12 protein-coding genes are annotated in these 12,539 nt (G+C 55.1%); 6 read left to right on the top strand and 6 right to left on the bottom strand.

What is annotated here, in order from left to right; genetic code table 11:
* The first annotated feature begins 103 nt into the window (after positions 1-103).
* The gene (locus tag Yoon_RS16005) at positions 104-751 is read left to right on the top strand and encodes a Hint domain-containing protein (protein WP_370642201.1); all 648 of its coding nucleotides are present in this window, start codon (positions 104-106) and stop codon (positions 749-751) included.
* A 253-nt stretch (positions 752-1,004) separates the two neighbouring features.
* On the top strand, positions 1,005-1,952 hold the full coding sequence (locus Yoon_RS16000) for a Hint domain-containing protein (RefSeq protein ID WP_238113570.1): 948 nt from the start codon (positions 1,005-1,007) through the stop codon (positions 1,950-1,952).
* Positions 1,953-2,002: 50 nt separating this feature from the next.
* Here Yoon_RS16000 and Yoon_RS15995 read toward each other — a convergent pair whose 3' ends face one another.
* The 4 genes from Yoon_RS15995 to Yoon_RS15980 form a co-directional block, all read right to left on the bottom strand.
* Positions 2,003-5,050, bottom strand: coding sequence for a DNA translocase FtsK 4TM domain-containing protein (locus tag Yoon_RS15995; RefSeq protein WP_238113569.1), 3,048 nt, complete (start codon positions 5,048-5,050; stop codon positions 2,003-2,005).
* Positions 5,051-5,061: 11 nt separating this feature from the next.
* Positions 5,062-6,237 (bottom strand): aminotransferase class I/II-fold pyridoxal phosphate-dependent enzyme, encoded by a 1,176-nt coding sequence (locus tag Yoon_RS15990; protein WP_238113568.1) that lies wholly within the window; start codon positions 6,235-6,237, stop codon positions 5,062-5,064.
* Positions 6,238-6,517: 280 nt separating this feature from the next.
* Entirely contained in the window at positions 6,518-6,925 is a 408-nt protein-coding gene (locus tag Yoon_RS15985) for a DUF2000 family protein (protein WP_238113567.1), read from the bottom strand.
* A gap of 14 nt (positions 6,926-6,939) precedes the next feature.
* Positions 6,940-7,494 (bottom strand): LysE family translocator, encoded by a 555-nt coding sequence (locus Yoon_RS15980; RefSeq protein ID WP_370642200.1) that lies wholly within the window; start codon positions 7,492-7,494, stop codon positions 6,940-6,942.
* Between the two features lie 164 nt (positions 7,495-7,658).
* Between Yoon_RS15980 and Yoon_RS15975 the strand changes: the two genes are divergently transcribed.
* Complete coding sequence (locus Yoon_RS15975; RefSeq protein ID WP_238113563.1) at positions 7,659-8,141, top strand: Lrp/AsnC family transcriptional regulator; 483 nt, start codon at positions 7,659-7,661, stop codon at positions 8,139-8,141.
* 213 nt (positions 8,142-8,354) lie between these two features.
* Here Yoon_RS15975 and Yoon_RS15970 read toward each other — a convergent pair whose 3' ends face one another.
* On the bottom strand, positions 8,355-8,558 hold the full coding sequence (locus Yoon_RS15970) for a hypothetical protein (protein WP_238113561.1): 204 nt from the start codon (positions 8,556-8,558) through the stop codon (positions 8,355-8,357).
* Between the two features lie 65 nt (positions 8,559-8,623).
* Complete coding sequence (locus Yoon_RS15965; protein WP_238113559.1) at positions 8,624-9,952, bottom strand: amidase; 1,329 nt, start codon at positions 9,950-9,952, stop codon at positions 8,624-8,626.
* A 123-nt stretch (positions 9,953-10,075) separates the two neighbouring features.
* Here Yoon_RS15965 and Yoon_RS15960 point away from each other — a divergent pair, with 123 nt between their 5' ends.
* The 3 genes from Yoon_RS15960 (at position 10,076) to Yoon_RS15950 (ending at position 12,536) form a co-directional block, all read left to right on the top strand.
* A complete protein-coding gene (locus Yoon_RS15960; RefSeq protein WP_238113558.1) occupies positions 10,076-10,354 on the top strand; it encodes a helix-turn-helix domain-containing protein in 279 nt (92 codons plus the stop codon).
* 78 nt (positions 10,355-10,432) lie between these two features.
* A complete protein-coding gene (locus Yoon_RS15955; protein WP_238113556.1) occupies positions 10,433-11,137 on the top strand; it encodes a hypothetical protein in 705 nt (234 codons plus the stop codon).
* Positions 11,138-11,288: 151 nt separating this feature from the next.
* Positions 11,289-12,536, top strand: coding sequence for a UbiH/UbiF/VisC/COQ6 family ubiquinone biosynthesis hydroxylase (locus Yoon_RS15950; protein WP_238113554.1), 1,248 nt, complete (start codon positions 11,289-11,291; stop codon positions 12,534-12,536).
* Positions 12,537-12,539: the final 3 nt, after the last annotated feature.

Raw genomic sequence — 12,539 nt, 5'->3', positions numbered from 1 at the left:
GCAATACGCTCACAATTGCACCGGGAACAAACATCGGGGACAATGGCGGCGCAACAGTTACGCTTGATCGCGAACGAGACTTCGACCTTAATTACAATTCTTCATTGATAGTGGGACTATTGAAGAAGGTAACTCCAATTTCTACATCGGTGACTATGTCGAAATTATCAACGGTGGCCCGGTTTGCTTTGTCGCAGGCACGTACATTAGCACAGCAGCCGGTGAAAAGCTTATCGAGACGCTTGAAGTCGGCGACATGGTACTTACGGCAGACCACGGGTATCAGCCAATTCGATGGATTGGGCGCAAACGCTTCCCCGCACTGGGAAATTGCGCGCCCGTACACTTTGCACCAGGCGCAATAGGAAACACTTGCCACTTAGAGCTATCCCCAAACCACCGCGTGTTGGTCACGGGGTGGCGGGCCGAATTGCTATTCGGCGAGGCTGAAATATTGGTACCTGCCAAATTCCTAATTAACGACACAACGATCCGATATCGTAAATCCGGCTTTGTCGACTACGTTCATATCCTGTTTGAAGCACATGAAATCGTCACAACAGATAACGTACGCAGCGAAAGCCTGCTTCCATCATGGGGGGCGCCGACCGAGGGAACAGATATAGGGCAAGCGGAATTGTTCAGCCTTTTCCCCGAAGCATTTGCAACGCAGCCAAAGCCATATGTCCTTGCGCGGCGCAGTTTATGTAACTTTGAAGCGCAAGTATTTGCCTGCGACACAAGCGCGTAGGTTTACTCTAAGCAACACAACAGCGTTACGAAATTTGCCCCCGTTTTGCACATGCAGGCGGGGGTTATTTTATGCGCAGTAGATCGCGTCCTGAGCCGGTAGATGTATTCTCTAAAAGAGGCCCGCCACCCCAATAAGTAGAAATTTAGCCCATTGACACCTATAAGGTTGTGCCTGCAATGTTTGGTACCGTCATAATTTATTAGCTTTTGTCGGTACGTTTTGACGATTCGCCACAGTGAGGACATTCACGATGCCGATCATCACGCTTACATTCCCGCCGGGCAGTGTCGCTGAAGTCAGCGGCAACAATCCTGTCACGGTGGATTCCGTAAACACGGTTGATATTGTTATCAATATCAACGACGTGAACGGCGACGGGCTGATCGATAACGCAGAATGGGATGCATATACTACCGGTGGCGGTGGTGCAGATACGGGCGCATCAACCTATCTCTATGATCAAAACACAGGTAACGCCGGGACCCTTTATGATACGACTGGATCAAGCTTCACTGTTGGTCAGGACGTTGATGCGATCGCTGATTCGCTCAGCAATTCTTTTCAAGCTGATGTCAGCGCGGTCGATTGTTTTGTGACTGGCACGCGTATCCTTACCCAACACGGTGAGCGCCGTGTCGAAACACTGAAAGTTGGCGACCTACTCGCTACGCAAGATCACGATCTTCAGGTTATTCGCTGGATCGGGTGTCAAAAAATCACCCAAAAACAAATGCGCGCAAACGAGTCACTTTGCCCAATCCGAATTCGCGCCGGCGCGCTTGGGGCTAACCTACCCAAGCAAGATTTGTGGGTGTCGCGCCAACACCGTCTCTTGGTTAGATCACCCATTGCAGTGCGTATGTTCGATATCCGTGACTACTTAATACCGGCGATCAAACAAACAATCCTGCCCGGCATTTCGATTGAGGTGCCAGAGCATGACATCGCATATTACCATCTGCTGCTTGACCGTCATGAAATTCTCTTTGCTGAAAGTGCCCCTACCGAAAGCCTATTTACCGGGCCGGAAGCGCTAAAGTCTGTAAGTTTGCAAGACGCGATTATGCTACGCGAACTGTTTCCCGCATTGAATGACGCGGACTACAGCCCCGACCCAGCAAGCTTCATTCCACCAAACAAACAACAGCGCCGCTTGATCGAACGCCACGCCAAGAACAAAAAACCGCTACTTGTGTAGCAAACAGTTCTCAACATCTAATACGTTGGATAGTCGCAATTGCGCGCAGCTTAATGCTGTTCAGGCACCAAAATCTCACGCTTACCGACATGGTTGGCGGAACTCACGACACCTTCGTCTTCCATCTGTTCGACCAGTCGCGCGGCTTTGTTATAGCCGATGGCGAGCTTGCGTTGGATGTAAGACGTCGAACATTTGCGATCCTTGATCACAATCGCAACTGCTGTGTCATATAGCGCATTTTCGCTATCAGACCCGTCGCCAAGCCCCAGCACCAAATCAATGCTGCTGCCTTGATCATCAGGTGGGCCTTCGACGACGCCAGACATGTATTCCGGCGGACCAAAGCCCTTGAGGTGGTTCACAATCTCTTCGACTTCTTCATCGCTCACAAACGGGCCATGGACGCGGGTAATCTTGGACCCGCCCGCCATATAAAGCATGTCACCCATGCCAAGCAGTTGTTCAGCACCCATTTCACCCAAAATCGTGCGGCTATCGATTTTCGACGTGACCTGGAACGAAATTCGGGTGGGGAAGTTCGCTTTGATCGTGCCGGTGATGACATCCACAGACGGGCGTTGTGTCGCCATGATCAGGTGGATACCTGACGCACGCGCCATCTGTGCAAGCCGTTGAATACAAGCTTCGATTTCTTTGCCCGCTACCATCATCAAATCGGCCATTTCGTCAACGATCACGACGATATAGGGCAGCACCTCCGGTGTGGATTCTTCGGTTTCAAAGATCGGATCGCCGGTCTCATCATCAAACCCGGTCTGCACGGTGCGGCTGAACATTTCGTTTTTGGACAGCGCATCTTTGACGCGACCATTGTAGCCGTCGATGTTCCGCACACCCATTTTGGACATCTTGCGGTACCGTTCTTCCATCTCGCCAACGACCCATTTGAGGGCAACAACTGCCTTTTTCGGGTCGGTCACAACGGGCGACAACAGGTGCGGGATCCCGTCATAAACAGACAATTCCAACATCTTAGGGTCGATCATGATCATCCGGCATTCTTCGGGTGTCAGCTTGTAAAGAAGCGACAAGATCATTGTGTTGATCGCCACAGATTTACCAGAACCCGTGGTCCCCGCAATCAGCAGGTGGGGCATCTTTGCAAGGTTCGCGACAATCGGTTCACCGCCAATATCTTTCCCAAGCGCAAGCGGCAGCTTTTGATTGCCATCGCCAAAGTCACGGTGTGACAGGATTTCGCGCAAAACAACCTTTTCACGGTTTTCATTCGGCAGTTCGATCCCAATCACCGTCCGGCCTGGCACGGTTGAAACACGTGCTGCCAGCGCAGACATAGACCGCGCGATGTCGTCGGCGAGCCCGATAACGCGCGAGGCTTTCAAACCTGGGGCGGGCTCAAGCTCATACATGGTGACAACAGGGCCGGGGCGCACCGATGTGATCTCGCCTTTGACACCGTAATCATCCAGCACGCTTTCCAACATACGCGCATTCTGTTCCAGCGCATCATCACTCAGGTGATGTCGCTGGATGTCGATAGGGTTCATCAACAGGTTGAGCGGCGGATGCTCATAATCGGCGTACTTTTCATCAAATGCCAGTGCGGGCTGTGCCTCTGCCTTTGCTTGGCGCGACGGCTGCGGCGCACGCTTTGGCGGGTGCTGTACGACCGCGCGCGGCTCCGTTGTTGGGGCCACTGGTACATGGGCGGTTGGGATCGGCATATGGGGTGCAGCAACATAGGGCGCCGCATCCATCATTGGGTTTGATGTGTCTTCGTCGTCGAACTCGGGCATGGGCTCAAGATCGGCAATCGGCGCGCGTTCCAAAATTGGGGCTGGAACAGATCCCGCCTCTGGCATTGGCTCAGGCGCAACTGCAGCCACCTGTTCAACACTTGGTTCTTCGCGATCAGCAAAGACAAGCGGTCGCGGACCACGGCCCGCTGTCAAAGCAGGTTCAATCCGCACGCCAGTTGGAGACGGTGGAATTTCACGCGCCTTGATTGCATTCGCAATACGGCTGCTCACACGCTCAGAATCCGTGGCCAGTGGCGCAATTGGTGCGATGGCTTCAGGCGTCACCAATTCAGGTTCTGGCATGGTGTCGTTGCGCTTCAATAGACCTGACAGAAAGCTACCGCCGCTGGGTTGGGTTGACTGTTCAACAGGCTCAGGGGCTGGGGCTGGCACGTCCAACGTGCGCGACGCTGTAAGCGGTGGCGCAGGTGGCATTTTGGGCGTGTCACCCGATACGCGTGGCTCAGCAATGGGCATCGCCGGACGGGCACGCACAACAGCGGCGGCGCGTGCTTTGAAATCTGGTGTGGAGGCCGCGGGAACCTCATCCTCGATCAGTTCCTCAGCGGCATCGTCAAAATCAACGGCGCGGCGCTCTGCGGCGCTCGCCCGATAAGCCTGAATGTTCGTGTTCATTCCGTGCGCCGCTTTCGCAGAAAGCACGGCCCCTTTGCCGACCAGTTTCAGCAGGGTTGCGTAAAGCATCACAGTACCAAGCATAAGAAACCGACCAGCGACACGCAGTTCTGGGCGGGTAAATCCAAGCGCAAACGCCATCAGTACGACTAGCGCAGCGGCGGCCATGAATGACAAAAATTTCACACCAAATACCGCACCAAAGAGCACAATTGTCAAAATAACACCCAAAACGGTGTCACCAAACAACCCACCAAGACCAAAGTTCGCAGGCCAATCAGCGCCAGGCGTCAGCGTGGCCGCATAAACGGCCCCCACAACAATCGCGATCGGCGCAAAGATGATCCGGCCAATCGCGCGATCTTGTCCACGGTGCAGTATGAACCGGGCGCTCCATGCGATCAACAACACGGGCACGACCCAAATCCCAAGCCCGACAACCATCATTAACGGCGCTGCAATCGAGGCACCGAAATGCCCGAGCAGGTTTTGCACCGGCGCATCGGTCGCAGAAATCCAGCTGGGATCATCAGGTGAATAGCTGCCAACGATCAAGGCAATCAACAGCCCTAAAAGTCCAAGGCCAAAACCCACCAATTCTTTGCTACGTTTTTCAAGCGCTGCCTGCGTTGCACTGTCCAAAAGCGGATCGCGCTGCCGTGTTTGATATGATGCCATCTTTACCGTCCTTAACCGTACAAACAGTCGTGAATTAACGTCAATCCACGCTGTAATTCGTCTTCATGGGCCACCATCGCAACCCGAATGTAGCCCGCGCCGGGATTTTCACCCGCTGCCTCTCGGGCTAAATAGGCACCGGGCAACACCCGCACGCCTGTTTCCTGCCACAGCTTTAGCGCCGCGGCCTCACCGTCTTCGACAGGAAGCCACAGGAAAAATCCGGCCTGTGGGGAATGGTATCCCGGCAGGCCGTCAAAAATCTGATCCGCAATCTCATACTTGCGCATATAGAGCGCGCGGTTCTCCACGACATGCGCCTCATCTGCCCAAACCTTCGCTGAGACTGCCTGCATAGGGCCGGGCAACGGCGCGCCCGCAAAGGCGCGCAATTGACGAATCTGCGCAATAGATTTCACCCCACCCGCGCAAAAACCTGACCGTAGTCCGGGCAGGTTCGACCGTTTTGACAGCGAATGGAAAATCACCACGCGGTCCGGGTTTGCACCCATTTCAGTGGCGATCTGCAATGCGCCGGGTGGCGGCGTGTTGCGGTAAATCTCGGAATAACACTCATCCGCGAAAATGATGAAATCGTGTTTCTCGGCCAAGGTGATAAGCGCGCGCCAGTAATCAACATCGGCCACCGCCCCCTGCGGGTTGGCCGGCGAACAGATGTAAGCAACGGTGGTACGGTCCAGCACGTCAGGTGCAAGCGCATGGAAATCCGGCAAATGCCCTGTGGCTTCGGTGGCGGGCACGAACATCGGTTCAGCCCCCACAGATAAGGCGGCAACTGCATAGACCGGATAAAACGGGTTCGGTGTCAGTATGACAGGCTGACCGTTCTTCATTTCGGGCGATAGTGCCATCGCCGCATTATACAGCCCTTCGCGGGTGCCGTTCAGTGTCAGAATTTGCTCATGCGCGATATCCAGCCCGTAACGACGGTTCAAAAACCCCGCAATCGCATCCAGCAAATCATCGGTGCCGTTGTTGTTGGGATAATTCCCAAACCCTTGCAAATTGTCCGCAAGGATATCGCCGACGAAATCGGGGAAAGGGTGGCGCGGTTCGCCAATCGTCATATTAATCACGTCTGTTGCCTGCGTCGGCACGTCTAAAAGCGCGCGCAAACGTGGCCACATCGCAACCGGGAGGTCCGAAAACCGCGCGGGGAATACCATAAATGCCTCAATTCACGGGATCATTTCGCCCCGTTTTTTACCAAACTAGCCTGTTGCCCCCCGCGCTGTCCAGAACAAGCCGCAAAACGGTATGAATTTGTGGTTTTTTGGTATGAACCGTCAGAGATGTTTGACCTTTACGCCACAACATTGCCCTAGATAAGCAAAGCGGACCTTGGGGGCGGCTGCAGCGAATGTCTCAAATGAGCCCATTTAGCCGAATGCTGCACCACGAACGACTGTCCGCTACGGGGATTACCAACGGCGCGATCTGGACAAGTCATCCATGCATCTTCGCTCCCTTGGTGATCTTGTCCACGATCTTCTTGTCGGCGCGCAAGGCGATGCCAACGGTATTGGCCTCGTCGGGTCCATGTTCGGCAAAAACCGCCCGATTGGCGTCGTCGTGCCCTGTGGCAAACATCTCCTCGATGTACGCCACGGTTTCGACGCCCTGATCGCGGGCTCGTTTCCGGATGTTGGTCAGCACATTGGCCGCGCCTGACAGAACGATCACAGGCTGAACGCTCATCGGCAGATGCGTATTGCCGTCACAGTCTTCGTAGGGTTTGCCGATCAGGTCGGAATTGGCTCCTGTGATACCACTCATCAGAAACGCGGTGACGTTCAATTTCTGCCATGTGGCCAGATCTTCATGGACGATGATGGCGATCTTAGTGTCGAACATGTTTGTCTTCCTTTTCAGATAATCATAATCATGGATGCAGCGAGGCTCAGGCCAAGGGCATAGTTGAAGAGCCGTGCAACCGTTGGATTTTGTAAGAGCTTGCGCAGGGCGGCCCCGCTGGCAAGCCATGGAAAGCATCCCAAAATGGCAGCAGAAATGAACACCGCGCTGAGCGTGCTCGCCTGGAGGAAGGCAGACCCGTCTGCGGCCATGAACGCCCCGACAATCGACACTGAGACAATCCATGCCTTGGGGTTCAGCCATTGAAGCAGGAACGCGGGTAGAAAGCATAAGGCCTGCGCGCTGTCCGGTTTTGATGCGTCTGCAACAGGCGCGAATGCAATCATCCATGCCAACCAGAGGATCGCACCCATTCCCACGACGCGTAGCGCAGATAAGGCCATGTCGTGCTCCAAGAGGGTCACGCCAAGACCGAACCCTACGACGAACAGAACGAGGCCTGTGCCCACAGCTGTTCCCAGCAAGGCGGGTACGCCGCGAACAATGCCCATCCGAGCGCCAACCGTCGTCAGCAGGACATTTGATGGCCCGGGTGTGACGGAGGCTATGAACGCGAAAACGAAGAAAGCTGAGAGTTCAATGGTGCATCCCCTTTCTTGTTTTGGTTAAATTTGATTAATGCCGAACAAAGTTCTGTATTTTTTTGTAATTGACGTTTATCATCCGCTTATTGTCGACGCCATCGAAGCGATTTCGGGAAACGGGGGGCAAAATGGAAATCGACCGAACAGATCAACGGATTTTGGCGCTTTTGTCGAATAATGCACGGATGACTAACAAAGAGCTGTCCTACGAGGTCGGACTGTCAGCCTCGAGCGTACATGAACGGCTGAAGAGGCTGCAGGAAAGCGACCTGATTGCGGGAACCTATACCGATCTCCGGCTGGATCGGCTGGGCCTGTCACTCAAGGCGCTTCTTTTCATCCAGATGGCCGAACATCAGAAGACGGAACTTGATCGGTTTCTCAGAGAAATCTTGAAAATCCCAGAGGTGCGTGCGGGTCGAATGATCGGCGGGCGCTTCGACGCGATTGTCGAAGTTGTGACGCGGGATACGTCTCATCTGCATCGATTGGTTGTGGAGCGGTTCTCCTCTCGCGAAGAGATCAGCCGCATTGAAACATCAATCGTCTTTGAAAGCGTTGAGCAGCGTGATCTGGCAGGCACGCTTGAACTGGCCCACTATCGCTCCTGAGCAGTAGAGCGAAAAGCGAAAAGCAGACCTTGGAGCAGCCGCAGCGAAATGGCGTTTTGTCCGCATGCCAGACATATAGGCCAGACGCGTTGAATGTCCGGTTTGGGTTAGAAATGCGTGACCTGGCGCGTAGACTGGATTCAGAAAGACCAGCGGATCCCGTCAAAGGTTAGTGACGTTCCACATTGGGCCGACGATCTGCTGGCGGTTCACTCAACGACGGTGGTGCGCAACCACCCCTGCAACCAGCGCAAGCGCAACAACCGCAACAACCACGTTTGTTGCGGGGGCGCGCGTGTTCGTGGCGGCCTTTGGTTCATGTGTTGGCGTAGGCATTGGCGTGGGCTGGGCGCTTGCAGTAACGGGGACCGAAAGCACAGCGGCGGTCACCAATGCGGTAAGTGAAATGCGTAACATGTTTTTCTCCGGGTTCAGCAACGTATGAACCCTTACAACGGCGCAGCTGTAAAAATCCGTCGCGCTTAGCTCAAGGCTTGTTCCGCCGCGACCGCCAGCCGCAACAACGCGGCCTCCCCCCCGTTTTGCCCGTTCAACATGATCCCGCAAGACGGCACCCTGGTCGGCAACGTGATCGAAGTCAGATCAAGCAGGTTTGCCACGCGGGTATTGCGCAGCGCGAGCAGGTTTTCAGTTTTATAATACTCCTCATCCGCCAGCAGACGGTCTGCATTCGGGGGCAAGATTGGCGCTGTCGGCATGATCACCGCATCAAATTTTGCTGTCATTTCAGCATATTGCTTACGAATACCCCGCAGTAAATTCCAGCCCGCCACATAATCAGCGCCGCTGACCAATTTGCCGCCGCGCACACGCTCCAAAATCTGCGGGAACATCTTTTCTGGGTTGGCCTCAACCAGATCACGCCACCAACCATAGCTATCCGCGCCGTAAAGACTTCCGGCAACGCCAAAAGCATCAACAAGCGGCGCAAAACTGTGGTGTTCAATATGCGCCCCGGCATTTTGCAGCCGCTCAACCGCATTTTGGAACGCGGCGCGCGGCGCATCGCGCACATCGTCAGGCGCAATCGTATCGAGCACCATTAGACGCTTACCTTTTAGGGTTTCACCACCCGGATCAACGGGCTTTGCACCCTCTAAGGCGGTGAACACCAGTGCAGCATCTTCTACTGATCGGCACAGTGGACCAACCGTATCAAACGTCAAACACAGCGGCACGACGCCTTCTAGCGACAGATGACCATGGCTGGTTTTCAAACCGACCAAATCATTCCACGCAGACGGAATGCGCACAGATCCCCCCGTATCAGACCCAATGCCCGCCGCCGCCAAACCAAACGCGACCGAAGCCCCCGCCCCCGACGAAGACCCCCCCGGCACCGCCGCGTGATCGTTCACGCATGGGGGCGTCGCGGTGATTGGGTTCAGGCCAAGCCCCGAAAACGCAATCTCGGACATGTGTGTTTTGCCAAGACAGATCAGCCCCGCCGCTGTCGCATCTTGCAAGACGCGCGCGTCCGTATCCGGCACGCGCCCTTCCATCAAAGCGGTCCCCGCTTCGGTCGCAACGCCTGCGGTATCAAACAAATCTTTCCACGACACAGGCACACCATCCAAAGGCCCACGGCGGAACCCCGATTTGGCGCGCGCAGATGCCGCCGCAGCCTCTGCCCGCGCACGGTCATGCATCACACGTGCATAAATGCGATCCCGAAATTCATGCGCATCAATGGCATCCAGATAGACATCGGTCAGGGCAACCGGGTCAATATCCCCCGCCCCAATCGCACGCCCCAAATCCGCCGCCGTCATCCATCGCCAGTCTTGCATCTGAAATCTCCTGTCTTGGGGTGACCATAACGACGCAAAAATCTAAGAACAATCGCGGATAACGTGGCAACTGCATCCGAATTTTGACTGGAAAACGATGCCCACGCTTGATAGTTAGATCACATGACAGACCTTATCAAAATCGACAGTGAGCGGCTCAAAGCCATCCGCAAAGGGCGCAAAATCGGGCGGCCAAAGCTTGCCAAACTCTCCGGCCTGACAGAACGGAAATTGGCGAAAATAGAGGCAGAGACGCTCTCTATCTTACCACATTCCACCGTCGCAAAGCTGTCTGACGCGCTCCAAGTCCCCGAGCCAACCCTCACGGGTGATTTCCCACTGACCCAAGAAGACCTGAACCCAATCGCTAAATCAACCTGCACAAGCGGGTGCTGCGGGTAAGCCTATTGATACATTTGAAGCGTCGTGTAGTTTGAAAATATAGTTTTCAACAACCATTTTAGAACGTGTTTCAAATCAATGAACATCATCATCCGCACGGCGCTTTTCCTGTGTTTGCTGCTGACCGCCAGTTGCAACAAGGTCTACACGTGGCACCAAAAACTGACTGTCACCGTGCAAACCCCTACCGGGGAAGTCAGCGGATATAGCGTCACCCAGATCACAAAAACCCATAGCGACAGCTGGTACGCCCCACCCGAAGCACGCGGTGTGCGCAGCGATGTCCGGGGCGAAGCGGTTGTGGTCGAGGTTGCACCGGGCAAATATCTGTTTGTCTTATTGGACGGTGTGGAAAGTCTCGCCTACCACACATTCACCCAATTTCCTTACACGCGCGGCAGCGAGTTCGACCGCTGGGCCAGATCAATCGAGCGCCATCGCGGATCAGCCGAAGTTCCGCAGGATGCATATCCCATGATGGTGGCATTCGCTGATATTGATGACCCAGCCAGCGTGGTTCTGGTCGATCCAGAAAAGCTGGCAAGCACCTATGGTGAAGGATATTCCCTTGCTGAGGTAACTCTTGAAATTACGGATGAAGAAGTGACCACTGGAGTGGTCGAGACAATGTTGTATTGGTGGATGGAAAAACGATCGGGCTCCTACAATGAAATGAGCCCCCTTCGCCTATCAAACAATAGTCCTAGAGGGTGGGAGAATCTCAGCGCACGCTCATTTTGGTCAGTAGACCTTCTACAGAAATTCAGTGAAAGGGCTCAGTGACCATTCACGGCAAATAGCCCCACCGAAGTCTGCACAAAGCTCCGACGCTAGCCTGACGTTTCGCCGACCCTTCATTTCCCAATAGAATAACACGCTAACCCGCGATCCGTTATGGTTTGCATAAACAACCTTCGGTGGGGCCACACACCGCATGGACAATCCCGTACGCGCGGTCATATTACGCCCTATGGATACGGATATTATCATTGTGGGTGGCGGGCTGAATGGGCCTGCTTTGGCTTTGGCGGCGGCGCAGGCGGGCTTTGCGGTCACGATCATTGACAGCTTGCCAATTGATCAACGCAAGCAGCCTGATTTTGACGGGCGCAGCTATGCGCTGGCGCTGTCCTCAAAACACCTGCTGAAAGGGATTGATGTCTGGGGCGCTGTGGCGGATCACGCGCAGCCGATGTTGGAAATTAAGGTCACAGATGGTGTCGCGGGCAAGGGTGCGAGCCCGTGGATGCTGCATTTTGACCATGCCGAAATCGAAGAAGGCCCGATGGGCTTTATGGTCGAAGATCGCCACCTGCGCCGCGCATTTCTAGATGCGATGGCGGCAGCGCCTTTGATCACGCAGATGTCCGAAGAAACGGTTATTTCTCAGGACATTACTCCGTCCACGGCTCAAGTCACATTGGCCTCTGGCAAGACCGTCACCGGGTCCGTTCTGATCGGATCAGACGGGCGCAGAAGTGGCACGGCGGAACGCGCCGGGATCAAACGCACGGGCTGGGGTTACGGCCAAACCGCCGTGGTATGCGCAGTCGCCCATGAAAAGCCAAACGGCGGCATTGCGCATCAATTCTTTATGCCCGCAGGCCCACTGGCGATTTTACCGCTTACCGAAAACCGTAGCTCCATTGTCTGGAGCGAGACCGATGCACGCGCCACAGAATTGGCCGCAATGAATGATGCTGATTTCTTGGACGCACTACGCCCTGCGTTTGGCAGCTTTCTGGGCCAAATCAGCCTGACTGGCGCGCGGTTCAATTACCCGCTGGGCCTGACGCTGGCCAATAGTTTTATCGCTGACCGCATGGCGCTGATCGGGGATGCGGCCCACGGAATGCACCCGATTGCCGGGCAAGGGTTGAACGCAGGGCTGCGCGACGTGGCAGCTTTGGTCGAGGTCCTTTCAGACGCCCGCGCTCGCGGCGAAGACATCGGCGGACCCCAAGTTTTGCAGCGCTACCAACAATGGCGGCGGTTCGACACGGCGACGCTTGCGCTGGCCACCGACACGTTCAACAGGTTGTTTTCGAACGATAACCCAGTCCTGCGCGGGTTGCGTGACATTGGCATGGGCGTGGTCAACGGAATGCCCGGCCTGCGGCGCAGTTTCATCCGCGAGGCCGCAGGGCTATCGGGTGATTTGCCAAAATTGATGCAGGGTTAGCGC

This window comes from Yoonia sp. I 8.24 (assembly GCF_022096995.1).
GTDB lineage: Bacteria > Pseudomonadota > Alphaproteobacteria > Rhodobacterales > Rhodobacteraceae > Yoonia.
Note: the sequence above shows the minus strand (reverse complement) of the source record. Positions and strands in the feature narration are given on the sequence as shown.